The sequence below is a fragment of the Pedobacter sp. KBW06 genome (assembly GCF_003852525.1).
In the GTDB taxonomy this organism is placed as follows: domain Bacteria; phylum Bacteroidota; class Bacteroidia; order Sphingobacteriales; family Sphingobacteriaceae; genus Pedobacter.
The window spans coordinates 1,140,877-1,158,205 of sequence record NZ_QAJL01000003.1 but is presented as its reverse complement, the minus strand read 5'-3'; the positions used below and the strand labels follow the sequence as shown (position 1 = coordinate 1,158,205).

The following is a 17,329-nucleotide window of genomic DNA, read 5'->3' as shown; positions in this document are numbered from 1 at the left end:
GTCGTTCTGATTTATCAATCAGAACGTGTTTTATCCGAATGCTGCTTTTTGTATTCGGAAGGAGTGAGCCCTGTAATTTTTTTAAATGTGGTATTGAATACTGTTTTTGAATTAAATCCGACTTCAAAGGCGATCCCTAACAAATTTAAATGTTTCATTTCTGGCTCAAGAAGAAGGCGTTTTGCTTCCTCCACACGATAGCGGTTGATCAATTGATAAAAATTTTCATTAAAGCCTGTATTGATTACATATGATAACAGATGAGCAGATATATTTAGCTGTCCGGCAAGCTTAATCAGGTTTAGATCTGAAGCCAGAAAGGGCTTTTTTGTTTCGATGAGTTCCAGCAGTGCTGCTTTCATGATGGTTAGCTGTACCTCGCTCAATAAATTTTTCTTAACAACTCCCTGACTGGTATTTTCAGCATTAATGGTCACTATCTGATGTTTTTCATCTCTGGTATAAGGAAAGATTTCTTCTTGTTTTAACCAGAAGTAAGTGATATAGCATATTCCTGAGAGGTAGATTATACTGGTCAACGTATCTACGATCTGGTGCTTTCCGGAGAAATTAAAGAAAATATCTGTTACCCATAAAATAGAAATGATCAGGACAGCAATACTGACGTGCTTTAGCCAGCTCAAATTTACCCTCTCCAGAATTGAGTGGTGTTGATGTATGTTCTTATTGTGTTTTATGATTTTTTTATAAGCGAGCAGGCAGTAAGGAATAACCTGTATAGAAAAGAAGATGTTAAAAATAATTTCTGCATCGGCTATCGCTTTCTTACCAACCCCCTCCTGGACTGAATTATTGTCCAGGAAATAAGAAATAATGATTAAAGCAAGTATAAATAACGCGAAGCTGAAATGGAAAAGAGAAGATGGTTTCCATTTTCTAAGTGGTTCTACATAGTAAGAGATGCTTAAATAGAATACAGGTGCAATGATGAAATTTGTTACCCCTAACCACTCAGGTAAGGGATGATTTTCTTTAAATAAACCTGTCGACAAAAGGTTGTTTTGAACGCTGATCAGAAAAAAGCAGCAGATAAAGGCGCCAAACCACTTATTTGCCGCCGTATTTACATTTGTTGGGTTGATGAAAATTATAAAGGTTAACAAAAACGCTGATCCGCAAAGTATTGAATCTGTAAGCTCAGTCATGAGAGGTGGTTCTGGTATTCAAATTTAAAAAAGATATACCATTTGTCCGATAAATTAACTATCGGACATGACCTTTTACATCAAATCCCCTCATAAGGTTTAAGTACCAAGTGTGTCAAAGAAAGGCAGTTTTATCCGTTTCAGGATGCTGACTGATCCTGAAGTGGTAAAATGGTCCCTGGTGGGAGCGGTGCTTCCCGGTTATATACCATAATATTGGCAACTTCAAGGGCAACATCAGGGCCGTTGTATTGTTCTACAACATACAGGGCGCCATCAATACCTGAAGTAATCCCTCCGGTTGTAATGAAATTACCATCCCGCACGTACCGGACGTTTTTAATCATATCGATACCTTTGTAATGAGATTCTACGTAATCGATCGCAAGGTAATGTGTGGTGGCTTTTCTTCCTGCAAGTAAACCTGTTTCAGCAAGCGTGTACAATCCAACGCAAACTGAAAGAATAAGCTTGCCCTTTTCAGCCATTTGTTTGACATACTCCACCACTTCTGCTTTTGCAGGAATGGAAGAGGAATCCGCATCATTGCCTATTCTGCCGGGAATCACGATCAGCCCGGGATCCGGACAGGTTTCAAAGGTATATTGAGGAACTATTGTGACAACACCCCCTTCACTGATAATCGGGCCGGGCGTTGCCGATACTGTATATACATTGTAGAAAGGTGCTGCGTTAAAACGGTTGGCGTGGAGAAAAACATCTAAAGGACCGTTCATGTCGACGAGTTCAACACCATTGAAAACAAGGACTGCTATATTCATTTTTTGAGAGGTTATATGGTTTAAGATTTATGTTACGAATGTAATCACACCTTTTTACGTGGGCTTATGAGATCTTTTGATTCAATTATACAGCTTGTAACTGTCTCATTTATATTTTAAGGTACGGTCTTGTTTTTTATGATCCTAAGTCTTCCATATTCGTTACCTGAATTTACATTAAATATCCGGGGTTATGACAAGTAAAGTTACCTGTCTTTAAAATCAGGCAAATTTACCTGGACATAGTGAATAAAGAGGTAGGATCACTGGTTTTATGTTGCCCATTTTCAGTCATAATTATGGGCAACATTTTTTGTTTGTGCTGAACGGGATGATATGCTCATGGCCCAATGAGCGACAGGGGCATTTAGGCTTTTTTGGTTTTACCCATTATCCGGTACAGGAAAAATTCTACTACGAGTAAGATCGCCATTTCCATATGTAAATATTTAGATCGCAATATATAAATATTAATTTAGTTGCAGATTGTAGTGACGATATTCTCACATAAATTAATAAATTACGTCAAAAAAACAATCAAATGAAAAATCTATTTGCATCACTCTCTATCTGCTCGATGGCGTTATTCCTTTCTTCCTGTGATCGTGCCCAATCTAATGTACAAACCTTATACACGAGTAATTGTGGCGTGAGCTGGGAGCTAATAAAAGCAGGAGAAACGGTACCTAAAGGTGTAGGAATGTGTTCTTATAAAATTACAGTTCCCGATTATCCTATGCAGGGCGAAAGCGTTTTTAAAAGCGCCTTTAAAAATCGTGTTATGGCAAAAATTGAAGTTACCTATGATTATTCTATAACAGATGCAAGGTTATATATCGGAGAGGCAAAATACCTTGGGAAAATGAATAGCGACAGCGATAGTGAGGTAAACAGTTCTAAAGCCTATGAAACTGCTGAAAATTCGGTAATTGATAAAAGAATAAAAGAAATTGCCAGAGACCTGTTATTGAATGAAGATATCGTTGATTTTAACCAGAATGAGTTTGAAGCGGAGTTGCTTAAAAATGTAAATGATCTGCTAAAAACAAAAGGGGTGACTTTAAACTTCCTTTCATTCGTTCCGATTCCGGAAGAGCAAACCAGGCAGGCAATTGATGTGGTGACTGCAATGAAGATCTACGAGTCTAAAGGATTAACTGAAATTGGTAAAGCGGTTTCATCTGCCAGGGCAGGGGCAACCAAAGTTGAGGTTAAGGTCGTAAAAGATGAGCAGGTGGTAAAAGAAGATTAATAGTGTAGTAAAATAACTTAAAACAAAAACGGCTAAGATGTTAATCTTAGCCGTTTTTGTTTGTAATCTGTGGAGCCGAAGGGGTTCGAACCCTTGTCCAGTTGTGTGATAAGTTATGCCTTCTACATGCTTGTTTTCCATTCAATTGTCGGGAGCAGACGGGCCGGAAACCTACCTTGTCTTTTTCCTTAGGTACTTTATCTCGCTACTGTATCATACCCTACAGCGGCCAGCTTTGTTATTTCGATGCCCCGGATTCTAACCTAACAATGCAGCAGTCAGAGGGACAAAAGCTAAGCTAATTCTAAATTAGGCAGCTAAGGCGTAGTTATTTTCGCCAATTATAGTGTGAACGTTCTCTTTAAAGTGCTCTCCGTACAACGCACTGCATGCTAACATACGTAGCGCCACCCTGTCAAATCCAAAACGGCCCCATTTGTTAGAAGTACAAACTTACAAAAAATTATGCGATTGTTCTGCCTGGATATTGATTTAATGCGATTTCCAGACAATCCATCGACTTATTCAGGTCTTCAGTATTCAATACATAAGCCATTCTTACTTCATTTTTTCCGGAACCTGCAGTAGAATAGAAGCCTGTAGCAGGAGCCATCATGACCGTTTGTCCCTCATGCTCAAAGCTTTCCAGCATCCACTGACAAAATACATCAGCATCATCAATCGGAAGTTTGGCCACTACATAAAATGCACCACCTGGATTCGGACAGAAAACACCTTCAATCGCATTTAATCTTTTAACAATTGTATCTCTGCGAAGGGTATATTCCTTATTTACCGCTTCAAAATAACTATCCGGAGTATCTACGGCTGCGGTACCTGCAATTTGTTCTACCATACCAGGGCTTAACCTTGCCTGAGCAAACTTTAATCCTGATTTGATGACTTCCTTGTTTTTCGTGATCAGGCAACCCAATCTTGCGCCACAGGCACTGTATCTTTTGGAAACTGTATCCATGATTACCACATTTTCATCAATTCCGTCCAGATGCATTGGCGAAATGAATTCTTTTCCATCATAACAGAATTCACGGTAGGCCTCATCAGAGAACAAGAACAAGTCATATTTCAGACACAGTTCTTTCAATGCTTCCAGTTCTTCTTTAGAATACAGATAACCGGTAGGGTTATTTGGGTTACAGATAATGATCGCTTTGGTACGTTCTGTGATTAGTTTTTCAAACTCCGCAATAGCAGGGAGTGCAAAACCATTCTCAATATAAGATAAGATCGGTTTAACCACCACGTTGCTCATACAGGCAAAGCCATTATAATTTGCATAAAAAGGTTCCGGGATGATGATTTCATCACCTTCATTTACGCAGGTTTGCATGGCGATGGTGATCGCTTCAGATCCACCTACAGTCACCAATATATCTTCAGGGGTAATGTTATAACCCAGTTTATTATAGTATTCAGCTAATTTGCTGCGGTAAGATAAAGTACCTTCAGATGGGGTATACGCCCAAACATTAAAATCAATGTTTTTGATGGCATTTAACATGCCCTCTGGGGTAGCGATATCGGGCTGACCGATATTCAAGTGATAAACCTTTTTACCATCCTTTTTTGCTTGATCAGCATAAGGAGTAAGTTTTCTAATCGGCGAGGCGGGCATTTGTAACCCTTTTTCTGAAATGTTAGGCATGGCACAAAAATAAAAAACCTCGTTGATTAACGAGGTTTTAATAAGAAATATCTTTAAAAATTTTACTTGGTACTGGCAGCTACGGTTTCTCCTTTAATGTACAACACTTTAGTGGTTGTTTTTGCATTAGAAGTAATGGTAATACTTTTGCTGAATGGCATTGCAGCACCAGTTGGGTTGTAAGTAACTTTGATCACACCTGATTCTCCTTTTTTAACCGGAGTTTGAGTGTATTCAGGTACCGTACATCCACAAGTAGTTTCTACTTTAGTAAGAATTAATGGTTGATCTCCAACATTGGTGAACTTAAATTCAACCGTTGCAGCCTTGTTCAATGGGATTTTACCAAAATCGTGAAGCTCTTTATCAAATTTGAACTCTGCAGGTTTTGTTTGAGCGTTAGTTGCAACACTTACTCCTAAAATTAATGTAAATAATAGTAATAACTTTTTCATGACTATGGTGTTTTAAAACAAATTTAATCTTTTGATTCATAAATCAAAAAGTATTCCAATATATAAATTACAGGACAGCCATAAGTCATACTTTAGATTTTATGTATCTTTGTCACCTAACTAATATTGCTTATGATGCCGGATATAAAACCTACTACCAATCCCATTGATGCTTCAGAGTTAAGTTTTGAGGATTTCAAAACCATTGTGGTAAACGATTATAAAATAGCTTTTGAGAGTAGACAAGCCAGTTTATTAGGTCGTAAGGAGGTTTTAACAGGTAAGGCTAAGTTTGGTATTTTTGGTGATGGTAAGGAAGTTCCTCAGATCGCCATGGCCAAAGCCTTTAAGAATGGAGATTGGCGCTCGGGATATTACAGAGATCAGACTTTTGCATTTGCAACAGGCATTTGCACCATCAAAGAATTTTTTGCCCAACTATATGCCAACCCTAGTGTTGAAGCTGAACCTGCATCTGCAGGCAGACAAATGAATTGCCACTTTGCTACCCGCTCTATTAATGAAGATGGTAGCTGGAAGGACCTTACCGCGATGAAAAACTGTTCATCCGATATCGCACCTACAGGTGGACAAATGGCCAGATTAGTCGGATTGGCGTATGCTTCGAAATTATTCAGGCAGAATCCGGAACTGGAATACTTGAAAAACTTCTCCGTAGAAGGAAATGAAGTGGCTTTTGGTACGATTGGCAACGCTTCTACATCAGAAGGTGTATTTTTTGAAGCCATCAATGCCGCCGGTGTATTACAGATCCCTATGGCGATTTCCATTTGGGATGATGCTTATGGAATTTCTGTTCCTGCAAAATATCAGACTACAAAGGAAGACATTTCAGAAATCCTGAAAGGCTTCCAAAGAGATGAAAATGCTGCCGGATATGAAATATATAAAGTAAGAGGCTGGGATTATCCGGCTTTATGCGAGACTTATCAGAAAGCCATTGACGTCTGCAGAACAGAACATGTTCCTGTAATGATTCATGTTACTGAAGTGACGCAGCCACAAGGTCACTCTACTTCAGGTTCACATGAACGTTACAAAGATAAAGACCGTTTAGACTGGGAGAAAGAGTACGACTGTATCGTTCAGATGCGTAAATGGATGATCGAATCTGCCATTATTCCAGAGGAAGAATTAGCTGCCCTGGAAGATGAGGCAAAGAAATTTGTTCGTGAAACACAAAAAGAGGCATGGAATGAATTCCTTGCGGATATAAAAACAGAAAAAGATCAGGCAATTGAACTGATCAATACCCTTGCAAAAGGAAACCCTGCGCTGACAAAAATTACCACTCAACTGGCCAATACGCCGGATGCACAACGTAAAGAAGTGATCTCCTCGGCAAGAAAAGCATTGCGCTTAAGCCTTCAACATCCATCCGGCGAAAGAAATGAGCTGTTGGAATGGTATAAGGAACAAAGTGGAATGAATACCGAACGTTACTCTTCAAAATTGTTTACCGATGGTAAAGAAAGCCCCTTTCTGGTAGAAGTGCTTCAACCGGAGTACAATGAGTTGAGTAAAATGGTGGATGGCCGCGAATTGTTGAATGCCTGTTTTGATGCCAACTTCGGCCGTGATCCACGTCTGGTAGCTTTTGGTGAAGATTTAGGCGCCATTGGCGATGTAAATCAAGGTTTTGCCGGATTGCAGGCCAAATATGGCGATCTGCGAATTACAGATACGGGAATCAGGGAAATGACCATCGTTGGTCAGGGAATCGGCCTGGCCATGCGCGGCTTAAAGCCAATTGCCGAAATTCAATACCTGGATTATCTCCTGTTTGCTTTAAATGTATTGAGCGATGATCTGGCAAGTTTATCCTACCGTACCAAAGCCGGACAAAAAGCACCGGTCATCATCAGGACCCGCGGACATAGATTAGAAGGGGTATGGCATTCAGGCTCACCAATCGGAATGATCCTTGGCTCTTTGCGTGGATTACACATCTGTGTGCCCCGTAATATGACTCAGGCTGCCGGAATGTACAATACCTTGTTCAGGTCTGATGAACCTGCCCTGGTTATCGAATGTCTGAACGGATATAGATTGAAAGAAAAACTTCCTGAAAATGTAGGAGAGTATACTGTTCCTTTAGGTAAAGCAGAAGTGATTAAAGAAGGATCAGACCTGACCATCGTTTCTTACGGATCTACGCTCAGGATAGTGGAAGAAGCAGCAGAAGAGCTGGCGCAGTTTGGCATCTCTGTGGAGATCATCGATCCGCAAACCTTGCTTCCTTTTGATACGGATCAGCTTTGTGCTAAATCTTTAAGTAAAACCAATAAGTTATTGGTGGTTGATGAAGATGTACCTGGTGGCGGAACCGCATTTATCCTTCAACAGATTTTAGAAGAACAAAAAGGTTATTATAACCTGGATGGACAGCCTCAGACGTTAAGTGCCAAAGCACATCGTCCTCCTTATGGTTCTGATGGCGATTATTTCAGTAAACCATCAGTAGACGATGTGGTAGAAGTAGTTTATCAAATGATGCACGACCATAATTCAGTTAAGTACCCTGCCATATTTTAATAAATATCAGGTCATAAAAAAGGGGTTCTGTAAAACAGAGCCCCTTTTCTTATGCTTTAGATTTGTTACTAATCCAGCTGACTGCTTTTATTTCTAAGCAGCTGATCTGCCAGTACCAATGCGGCCATTGCTTCTACAATGACTACAGCACGTGGTACCACACATGGATCATGACGGCCTTTACCTTTAATCTCAGCGGCATCCCCAGCTGCATTTATCGTTTGCTGATTGTGCATAATGGTGGCTACTGGTTTAAAGGCTACTGTAAAGTTGATTTCCATGCCATTAGAGATTCCTCCCTGGATTCCTCCCGAGAAGTTTGTCAATGTCTTAGGGGCATCATTTCCAGGAATAAAGATGTCATTGTGTTCCGAACCCCTCATTTCGCTGCCGCTAAATCCTGACCCATATTCAAAGCCGTGGACTGCATTAATGCTGAGCATGGCTTTACCAAGGTCTGCATGTAGCTTGTCAAATACGGGTTCACCGAGTCCTACAGGACAGTTTCTGATGATACAACTGACCTTGCCACCGATGGTATCTCCATCTTTTCTGATGGCATCAATGCATTCGATCATCTCTCTTGCAGTTGCAGGATCAGCACAACGGACAATGTTCTCTTCCCTGATCTCCAAAAGCTGATCCACAGTTAAAGAAGATTCCAGATTAGGTGCATTGATTTTTCCTACCGAAGAAACATGCGCAAAAATTTCTATGCCATGGTGCTTTAAAAGCAGTTTGGCAATGGCTCCTGCGGCAACACGGGCAGCAGTTTCTCTGGCTGAGGAACGTCCACCACCGCGATGGTCGCGGATACCATATTTTGCATCATAGGTGTAATCAGCATGAGAAGGACGGTAAACATCTGTATTGTGACTGTAATCTTTACTTCGCTGGTCTTCGTTCGGGATCAGCATCGCAATAGGCGTACCTGTACTTTTACCTTCAAAGGTCCCGGAAAGGATTTGAACAGTATCACTTTCTTTCCTTTGCGTAGTGATCTTCGATTGTCCTGGTCTGCGCTTATCCAATTCCGACTGGATAAAATCCAGGTCAATTGGCAATTGTGCCGGACAACCGTCTAAAATAACACCAATAGCTGCACCGTGGGATTCACCAAAAGTGCTGATGCGAAATAGTTGTCCGAATGTATTACCTGCCATTTTTTGTTAATTTTTATAGATTAATTTAAATCACTTCAACTTTAAATCCAGCTTTCCTCAGGTCTTTCCAGAAGTCAGGGTAAGATTTCTCCACTACATCCATCTCTTCCAGTACGACCTCCTTAATCAGCAGGCTAAGCGGAGCAAAGGCCATCGCCATGCGGTGATCTTCATAAGTGCTGAAAGTAACCCTGTCCGGAAAATGAAGTCCTTCACAGTTCAGGGTATATACCAGGTTGTCTTCGTTTAAAGTTACACCAATTTTGGCGAGTTCGTTTTGCAACGCTTTAATCCGGTCAGTCTCCTTAATTTTTAAAGTCTCCAGTCCGGTAAAGAACAGGTTTTTCTTTAAAGCAGCTGCACATACAATAATGGTTTGCGCTAAATCCGGACAATCCTTAAGGTCTAAAATTTCATCACTGAAATCAGTTGCTGAAGAGCTTAAGGTAATTCCTGTAGCTGTGGTTGCAGTTTGTACTCCAAATGCAGTCATAATTGACCGGATCCGGCTATCTCCCTGCAGACTTTTTTCTTTTAAATAAGGTAAGGAAATGCTGGCATTTTCTGCTAAGCAGGCAATGCTGTACCAGTAAGAAGCCGCACTCCAGTCGGGCTCTACCAGCAATGTAGCTGCTTTAAAAGGCTGTGGTTTGATGCTGATGTTGTTCCCGGTCCAGGTATGACTGATTCCTGCTTCCTCCAACATATTCAGGGTCATCTTTACATAAGGGAGGGACGTTAATTCCCCTTCAATTTGTAAGGTTAAACCCTGTTCCAATGTAGGAGCAATCATCAATAGCGCAGATATATATTGACTGCTAATGTCTCCTTTAATCTTAACAAGGCCTTCGCTTTGCGCTAAGGGGCCGGTAATATTCAATGGAGGGAAACCGTCTTTTTCTGCATAGCTGATGTCTGCACCAATTCCTTTTAAAGCTTCGGCAAGGATCCCGATCGGACGTTGTTTCATCCTTTCTGTTCCGGTCAGTAAAAACTGTCCGGGAAGAGTAGGAAGGTAAGCAGTTAAGAAGCGCATGGCAGTCCCTGCAGGGCCCACATCAACCGTTTGCTGATGTGGAACTGTGCTGGAAATCTGGTTTAAAATGCGGTCAAGTGTTACGGAGTCGGCAGCAATAGACATATTTTCTACTTTTACCGCGCCCTTGCTTGCAGCACTAATGATTAATGCCCTGTTGCACTCGCTTTTAGAGCCCGTAAGCGCGATCTCTGTATGGATTTCTGTGTTTCCCGTAAAAGAAACAAGTGCATGCTTACTCATTATTAAGACTTAACTTCTGTATGTGTTTCTGCTGCAATGCCTTTTTCTGCTTTGCCGGCATTCATAATTTCTGTTTGTTTACGGATAGATTCTCCGTGAACCAATTCTAAGAACTTCTCTGTAAAGTTTAAGTCTAATTTTAAAGCTTTAGCGAATGAGATTCCTTTATTCATGATCGCATCCCAACGGTTTACCTGTAAGATCGTTACCTGGTTGTCGCGTTTGAACTCACCGATTTTACCTACGATGGCCATACGTTCTCCTAGTTTCTGTAACAACTGATCGTCGATTTTATCGATCTGCTTACGTAAATCAGCCAATTGATCTGCAAAAGCTTCGTTTTGTGATTCCGGTTCACGTACGGTTAAACGGTCTACCAATTCGCTTAATGCAGCAGGTGTTACCTGTTGTTTAGCATCTGTCCAGGCTACTGAAGGGTCAACATGCGACTCGATCATCAAACCTTGCATGTCTAAATCCAGTGCTTTTTGAGAGATGTATGGAATTAGTTCGCGGTTACCGCAGATATGACTTGGATCGTTGATGATCGGAAGGTCAGGGCATAAAGTTTTCAATTGGATGGCCAGTTCCCACATCGGCTCATTACGGAAAGAGCTTTTTTCGAATGAAGAGAAACCGCGGTGAATGGCACCCAGTTTGGTGATTCCTGCGCCATTGATGCGCTCTAATGCACCAATCCATAGCTGAAGGTCAGGATTTACAGGGTTTTTAACCAATACAGGGATATCAACACCTTTTAAGGCATCAGCAATCTCCTGAACAGTGAATGGGTTTACAGTTGAACGTGCACCAATCCATAAAATATCTACACCGGCAGCCAAAGCTTCCTCTACGTGTTTCGCATTTGCAACCTCAACAGCAGTAGGCAATCCCGTTTCGGCTTTTGCTCTTTTCAACCACTCTAATCCAATGCTGCCGATACCTTCAAACTCTCCCGGACGGGTACGTGGCTTCCAGATACCAGCTCTCAATACCGACACTTTTCCGGTTGCAGCCAGTAAATGTGCAGTGGTTAGCAGTTGTTCTTCAGTTTCTGCACTGCATGGTCCTGAGATAATTAATGGCTCGTTGTTAACGTTAAGCCAGGTATTTAATGGCTGGATGTTCAATTGTAATTTCATTTTTTTTGGGGTTTAATTTTTGTATGTTTTATGAAGGTGTTTTATCTTTTATACTTTATCATTTTTTAGGTATTCACCCATAATGTTAAAGTTTACCGTGTATTTTAAGGTCTGGCGGATGGCTTTATCGTATTGTTCCATATTGCTCCATTCCATATCTACATAGAAATAGTATTCGTTTCTTTTTCCCAGGACAGGCATACTTTGAATCTTTGTTAAATTCACATCCTGATCGGCGAAGATGTTGAGCACTTTTGACAGCGCACCTACATGATTGCCTACCTGGAAACAGATAGAGGCTTTGTTGATTTCTTTAAGGTCTTCTGTTTTGTCTTGTTTTAGCACGAGGAAACGGGTGTAATTCTTTTTGTTGGACTCAATTCTTCTTTCAATGATATTCAGTCCGTATAATTCTGCAGCCAGTGTATTTGCAATGGCCACTGTATCTGTTAATTGCTCTTCTTTAATGCGTTTGGCACAGGCTGCGGTATCGTTGCTTTCAATCACCTGAATGTGTGGAAAATCATCAAAAAAGTCTACACATTGACGAATGGCAATAGGGTGGGAAGTGGCATATTTGATGTCTTCAAATTTGACACCCGGTAAAGCCATCAGGTGCAACTGAATCGGCAGGTAAACTTCTCCTACGACTGCAAAATTGTATTCCCGGATTAAAGTGTAGTTGGGCAAAAGACTGCCTGCAATAGAATTCTCAATAGCCATGATCACAAAGTCAGATTCCTTTCTCTCCAGACTGTCGCAAGTCTGTTTAAAAGAATTACATTCTATGGTTTCGATGTCTTTTCCGAAGAACTTGAAAGCGGCCTCTTCATGAAATGACGCTTTAATACCTTGAATCGCTACTCTTGTTTTTTTCTGTTTCATTTTAGCTGCTGAGTTTTCTGTGGTCTTGAAGTTTGCAGAAGGCTTTTTTTGTACTTCTGCAGGTTTCGGTTTTTGCATTAAACAAAAAAAGTCCCGGCTTTAGGCCGGGACTTTTTATATACATTTTTATCTTATGATTTTTGTTGCATATCAGTCCCGGCTCTTACTAAAGTAGTAAAAGTAGCCAAACCAATATGTAGTAACGTTTTTCATTCGATTGTTTTTTCTTTTTCGTTTTTCCAAATGTACTAACAAAATTTAATTTGTCAATACTTTAATAAAAAAAATTATTTATTGTCCGGTAGCTGTGATTCCCTGTGCAACAAAACATTAGCTACTTACGCAAAATTAAGGAGCAGAATCTTTTTGCTAAAATTAGCTGCTAAATCTATTGTTTGTGCTATTTAACCTGATTATTGTAATAGCTCATACTTTCCAGAATGTCCTTCTCCGTGACGATACAATTGTAATCACAAACACCGATTTTGTTCAGCAAAGAGAACATAATTTGTCCATGTTCATTCTTTTTGTCGCTTTGCATGAAACCTAAAAGGTCCTTAAAGCTCTTGGTTTTGATCTGATAAGCAGGATAAAGGCTCAACATATACTTCGTAATGTCTTCCAGTTCTTCCTTCGTCAGTGTATTGTTTGTGCTCGATAAATAGGCTTCACAGATCATTCCTATCGCGATCGCTTCTCCATGTGTTAAAGGAGCTTTATCGTTGATCAAAGAATAACTTTCTACTGCATGACCAATCGTATGACCAAAATTCAGGATCTTCCTGCGTCCTTTTTCCTGAGGATCTTCAGTCACCACCTCATTCTTGATTTCTACAGAACGGTGAACTGCGATGGGTTCAATTTGTTTATAATCAGCTGCTTTTAGCGCATTGTAATAGGCAGCATCTACAATCAGACCGTGTTTGATCATTTCGGCAAAACCGGAAAGTAATTCTCTTTCAGGTAAGGTCTTCAGGAAAGAAGTTTCTATAAATACAGCTTGCGGAAGCGCAAAGGTACCCACCATGTTCTTTACATTGTCTATGTCAATTCCGGTTTTACCTCCTACAGAAGCATCAACCTGTGAAAGGAGCGTGGTTGGAATATTAATGAAGTCAATGCCACGTTTATAGGTTGAAGCAATAAAGCCGCCCATATCCGTGATGACACCTCCACCCAAATTAATCATCAGACATTTACGGTCTGCTTCAAAATCGAGTAGGGTTTTCCATATCCCAATACAGAAGTCAATGTTTTTGTTTTCTTCACCCGGATCTGTTTCAATCAAGTCAAAACCAGTAAAGTCGTCCAGCATTTCCTGAAAAAAAGGAAGGCAAAATTCCGAAGTATTCCGGTCTACAAAAACAAATACTTTACTGTATTTACCATTTTCTATAAGCGCTGCTAGTGGCGCAAGTGCTGATTCAAAATGAATGCTATGTCCTGAACTTTCTATTGCGTGCATTAAATTACTGTTATTTTCTGTCCCATAAAATCAATTACATCGCCCACCCGCACTTTCAATCTCTTGCGATAGTCTACTTTGCCATTGTATTTTACCAGGCCGTCTTCGACAACTGTTTGTGCTTCGCCGCCGCTTTGTACCAATGAGGTTGCCTTTAGCAACTGAATAAGGGGAATAAATTCACCTTCTAATTTGAATTCTATCATTATACCAGCAAATTTACAATTATTTATAAAGTGTTTTACCATGGATAGCCTTGGAATTTATACTTTTGCATGCAATTTGACTAACCATAAGAATTAAATGGAAACTTTCCCCAAAAAAACCTTGAACTTTGACAACACGGAAATCGCTTTTCGTAATCAATCAAATTCAGAACTAAACGCAGGATACTGGCTTTTTAAAGTAATCAGCAGCAATTTTCTAACAAAAGTTGGCCCGCCAATCACTAATTTTTTTCTGAATATAGGCATGCCTATAAAATCTATCATCAAGGCAACCATTTTTAAACATTTTTGTGGAGGAGAGACAATTGCCGAATGTGAGCATACCATTCAGCAATTGACCAAAGGCAACGTTGGTACTATTTTAGATTATTCCGTAGAAGGAGAGGAAGAAGAATCAGTATTCGACTTTACCTGCGAGGAGATCATCAGAACGATAGAAAGAGCTGCAGGAGATCAACGTATTCCAATTACCGTATTTAAAGTGACGGGAATAGGCCGGTTTGCGCTATTGGAAAAACTGGATGCCAAACAGGAATTAACAGCAGCAGAGCAGGCAGAGTTTGCGAAAGTAAAAGCCAGATGCGAAAAGATCTGCAGAAGGGCATTTGACAAAAATGTACCGATCATGGTCGATGCAGAAGAAACCTGGATTCAGGATACGATTGATGAGCTGGCGGTAGATATGATGCGTCTGTTTAATAAAGAACGAATCATCGTTTACAACACTTACCAGATGTATCGTCATGATAAGCTGGCAGATTTAAAAGCAGATCACCTGATCGCTAAAGCCTCCGGTTATATTCTTGGGGTTAAAATGGTAAGAGGTGCGTATATGGAGAAAGAAAGAAAAAGAGCCGAAGAGATGGGCTATTTGTCGCCAATTCAACCAACTAAAGAAGCTTCAGACATAGATTATAACGAATCTTTAAACTATTGCATGGCACATATCAATGAAATTGCAATTGTATGTGGTACGCACAATGAAGAGAGCTGCCGTGTATTGGCCGAATTGTTAGATAAACATGCTATCGATCATAATCATCCTCATGTTTATTTTGCTCAACTGCTGGGCATGAGTGATAACCTTAGCTTTAATTTGTCTGATGCAGGATATAATGTCGCTAAATACGTTCCTTACGGGCCGATTAAAGCAGTAATGCCATACCTATTCAGAAGAGCTCAGGAAAACACTTCTATTGCAGGAGCAACGAGCAGAGAGCTTGGCCTGATCATGAAAGAAAAGCAACGCAGAAGATTATAGTCGTATTAAAAACAAAAGGCCGGCCTGATCATCAGGCCGGCCTTTTTTGTGGGTGATAAATTACTTAACTGTGTTTGCTAACCATGGCCTGGTCTATGTCAACACCCAGACCTTTGGCAATGGCCATTCCCAATTGAATGTCTGCCCTAAAGAAATGACACAGTTGTAAATTGATGATTTGTGCTCTTCTAGGGCCGCTGATGCCACTCATTGCACCAACAATGTTATTTACCAGATTGATTTTATCTTCAGGGCTTAAAACTTTACGGTAAAGATCACCTGGTTGGGTATAATGGTCATTGTCGCCAGGTCCTGCATTCCTGTCGTACCAATCGGCAACATTTGAATCGAGTTCCCATGCCGGTTCTTTATAACTTTCGTCAGGAATAACATCCCCGAAACTGTTAGGGTAGTAATTTGGATCGTCGTTCCCGTTGTCATCTATACGCATCTGTCCGTCGCGATGGTAATTGTTCACCATGAAAGGGCAGCTGTTTACGGGGATCTGCTCGTAGTTTACACCCAGGCGATAGCGATGTGCATCAGCATAAGACAATATGCGTCCCTGAAGCATCTTATCCGGCGAGTAGCCAATTCCATCTATAGTATTGGAAGGTGCAAATGCCGACTGTTCTACATGAGCGAAATAATTTCTTGGGATCTGGTTTAATTCTAAAACACCTACGTCGATCAAAGGAAACTCGCCATGAGGCCATACTTTGGTCAGGTCAAAAGGATTCCACCTGAAGGTTTTAGATTCCGCTTCTGTCATTACCTGGATCTTCACATTCCATTTAGGGAATTCTCCGCGGTCAATAGCCTCTACAAGGTCACGCTGCGAATGGTCCATATCCTGTGTACGCATGGCATCTGCTTCCGGACCGGTAAAGTTTTTTATACCCTGTTGTGTCTTGAAATGGAATTTTACCCATACCCGCTCGTTCTCGCTATTGATGAAGGAATAGGTATGGCTCCCAAAACCATCCATATGACGGTAAGAAAACGGAGTACCACGATCAGACATCAGAATCACCACCTGGTGTAAGCTTTCCGGATTTAAGGACCAGAAATCCCACATCATTGTTGGGCTTTTCAGATTAGTCCTTGGATCTCTCTTCTGTGTATGAATAAAATCACTAAACTTTTTAGGATCCTTGATAAAGAAAATAGGGGTATTGTTTCCTACGAGGTCCCAATTGCCATCTTCTGTATAAAATTTAAGGGCGAAACCACGTGGATCCCTTTCAGAGTCAGCACTTCCTTTTTCTCCACCTACAGTAGAAAACCGTAGAAATGTTTTACAGGTATTGCCTATCTTACTGAATATCTTCGCTTTTGTATATTTAGTAATGTCATGAGTAACAGTGAATGTACCGTAGGCCCCGGTACCTTTTGCATGGACTACACGTTCAGGAATCCGTTCCCGGTTAAAATGGGCCATTTTCTCATGAAGAATAAAGTCCTGAAGTAACAATGGGCCCCTGCTTCCTACGGATTGTGAGTTTTCGTGCTCTGCATAAGGTCTGCCGGAAGCAGTCGTAAGTTTGCGCTTATTTGTATTGTTGTTTTCCATAACGAATGATTTAAGTGTTGATGTAAAACTAGGGGTAATAGTCTTTGGGATCAAACACCAAATATCTATATCGATATAGAGCCTTTCTATGTTGGGAAATTACTTCGATCTAAAGCTTTGATTTCCTGTGAGTAAGTCCCAGAATAAAAGGAAGTCGCTGGCCAGACTGAAGAGGGGATACTGGAAAGTAGCGGGTTTGTTCTTCTCAAAAAAGAAATGTCCTACCCAGGCAAAACCATATCCCAGGAATGGCGTCGCTAAAATGAAACGCCATTCATGAAACAGGATTCCTGTGAATACAGAAAGAACAACCAGGCCTGTTCCAATAAAATGTAAGACACGACTGGTCAAATTTCTATGCTCTGTTAAATAGAATGGATAGAATTCTTTCAGAGTTTTGAATTTTTTTTCCGTCATCGTATTTGAGTTTTATTTAGGCCTGCAATTTACGATATTT

At 40.5% G+C, this 17,329-nt stretch carries 15 protein-coding genes and 1 other RNA gene; 3 read left to right on the top strand and 13 right to left on the bottom strand.

Features of this window, described 5'->3' with window-relative positions:
- Positions 1–14 precede the first annotated feature (14 nt).
- Positions 15–1,166: a helix-turn-helix domain-containing protein gene (locus DBR43_RS19655; RefSeq protein WP_124583878.1), complete on the bottom strand. Its 1,152-nt coding sequence runs from the start codon at positions 1,164–1,166 to the stop codon at positions 15–17.
- Positions 1,167–1,306: 140 nt separating this feature from the next.
- On the bottom strand, positions 1,307–1,948 hold the full coding sequence (locus tag DBR43_RS19650; protein ID WP_124583876.1) for a DJ-1/PfpI family protein: 642 nt from the start codon (positions 1,946–1,948) through the stop codon (positions 1,307–1,309).
- A 541-nt stretch (positions 1,949–2,489) separates the two neighbouring features.
- On the opposite strand from DBR43_RS19650, the gene DBR43_RS19645 reads away from it, so the two are divergent.
- The gene (locus tag DBR43_RS19645) at positions 2,490–3,200 is read left to right on the top strand and encodes an SPFH domain-containing protein (RefSeq protein ID WP_124583874.1); all 711 of its coding nucleotides are present in this window, start codon (positions 2,490–2,492) and stop codon (positions 3,198–3,200) included.
- Between the two features lie 67 nt (positions 3,201–3,267).
- Here DBR43_RS19645 and ssrA read toward each other — a convergent pair.
- The 3 genes from ssrA to DBR43_RS19630 form a co-directional block, all read right to left on the bottom strand.
- Positions 3,268–3,634, bottom strand: a transfer-messenger RNA (tmRNA) gene (ssrA, locus tag DBR43_RS19640).
- Between the two features lie 29 nt (positions 3,635–3,663).
- Positions 3,664–4,866, bottom strand: a complete 1,203-nt coding sequence (locus tag DBR43_RS19635; protein WP_124583872.1) for a pyridoxal phosphate-dependent aminotransferase — start codon at positions 4,864–4,866, stop codon at positions 3,664–3,666.
- Between the two features lie 62 nt (positions 4,867–4,928).
- Positions 4,929–5,321, bottom strand: a complete 393-nt coding sequence (locus DBR43_RS19630) for a DUF1573 domain-containing protein (RefSeq protein ID WP_074605936.1) — start codon at positions 5,319–5,321, stop codon at positions 4,929–4,931.
- Between the two features lie 132 nt (positions 5,322–5,453).
- Here DBR43_RS19630 and DBR43_RS19625 point away from each other — a divergent pair, with 132 nt between their 5' ends.
- Entirely contained in the window at positions 5,454–7,877 is a 2,424-nt protein-coding gene (locus DBR43_RS19625) for a thiamine pyrophosphate-dependent enzyme (RefSeq protein ID WP_124583870.1), read from the top strand.
- A gap of 68 nt (positions 7,878–7,945) precedes the next feature.
- On the opposite strand, the gene aroC is transcribed toward DBR43_RS19625, so the two are convergent.
- From aroC to DBR43_RS19595, 6 genes are all read right to left on the bottom strand, one after another.
- The gene (aroC, locus tag DBR43_RS19620; protein ID WP_124583868.1) at positions 7,946–9,040 is read right to left on the bottom strand and encodes a chorismate synthase; all 1,095 of its coding nucleotides are present in this window, start codon (positions 9,038–9,040) and stop codon (positions 7,946–7,948) included.
- 25 nt (positions 9,041–9,065) lie between these two features.
- Positions 9,066–10,319 (bottom strand): 3-phosphoshikimate 1-carboxyvinyltransferase, encoded by a 1,254-nt coding sequence (locus DBR43_RS19615; RefSeq protein ID WP_124583866.1) that lies wholly within the window; start codon positions 10,317–10,319, stop codon positions 9,066–9,068.
- A 2-nt stretch (positions 10,320–10,321) separates the two neighbouring features.
- A complete protein-coding gene (locus DBR43_RS19610) occupies positions 10,322–11,461 on the bottom strand; it encodes a chorismate mutase (RefSeq protein ID WP_124583864.1) in 1,140 nt (379 codons plus the stop codon).
- Positions 11,462–11,509: 48 nt separating this feature from the next.
- Positions 11,510–12,346: a prephenate dehydratase gene (locus tag DBR43_RS19605; protein WP_074605931.1), complete on the bottom strand. Its 837-nt coding sequence runs from the start codon at positions 12,344–12,346 to the stop codon at positions 11,510–11,512.
- A gap of 400 nt (positions 12,347–12,746) precedes the next feature.
- The gene (aroB, locus tag DBR43_RS19600; RefSeq protein WP_124583863.1) at positions 12,747–13,811 is read right to left on the bottom strand and encodes a 3-dehydroquinate synthase; all 1,065 of its coding nucleotides are present in this window, start codon (positions 13,809–13,811) and stop codon (positions 12,747–12,749) included.
- The gene (locus tag DBR43_RS19595) at positions 13,811–14,017 is read right to left on the bottom strand and encodes an RNA-binding S4 domain-containing protein (RefSeq protein WP_069382236.1); all 207 of its coding nucleotides are present in this window, start codon (positions 14,015–14,017) and stop codon (positions 13,811–13,813) included. The genes aroB and DBR43_RS19595 overlap by 1 nt, the downstream gene beginning before the upstream one ends.
- Before the next feature lie 97 nt (positions 14,018–14,114).
- Between DBR43_RS19595 and DBR43_RS19590 the strand changes: the two genes are divergently transcribed.
- The gene (locus DBR43_RS19590; RefSeq protein ID WP_124583861.1) at positions 14,115–15,299 is read left to right on the top strand and encodes a proline dehydrogenase family protein; all 1,185 of its coding nucleotides are present in this window, start codon (positions 14,115–14,117) and stop codon (positions 15,297–15,299) included.
- A gap of 64 nt (positions 15,300–15,363) precedes the next feature.
- Here DBR43_RS19590 and DBR43_RS19585 read toward each other — a convergent pair whose 3' ends face one another.
- Together DBR43_RS19585 and DBR43_RS19580 are read right to left on the bottom strand one after the other, a co-directional pair.
- Complete coding sequence (locus tag DBR43_RS19585) at positions 15,364–16,872, bottom strand: catalase (RefSeq protein WP_124583859.1); 1,509 nt, start codon at positions 16,870–16,872, stop codon at positions 15,364–15,366.
- A 99-nt stretch (positions 16,873–16,971) separates the two neighbouring features.
- The gene (locus DBR43_RS19580; RefSeq protein ID WP_124583857.1) at positions 16,972–17,289 is read right to left on the bottom strand and encodes a DUF962 domain-containing protein; all 318 of its coding nucleotides are present in this window, start codon (positions 17,287–17,289) and stop codon (positions 16,972–16,974) included.
- Positions 17,290–17,329 lie beyond the last annotated feature (40 nt).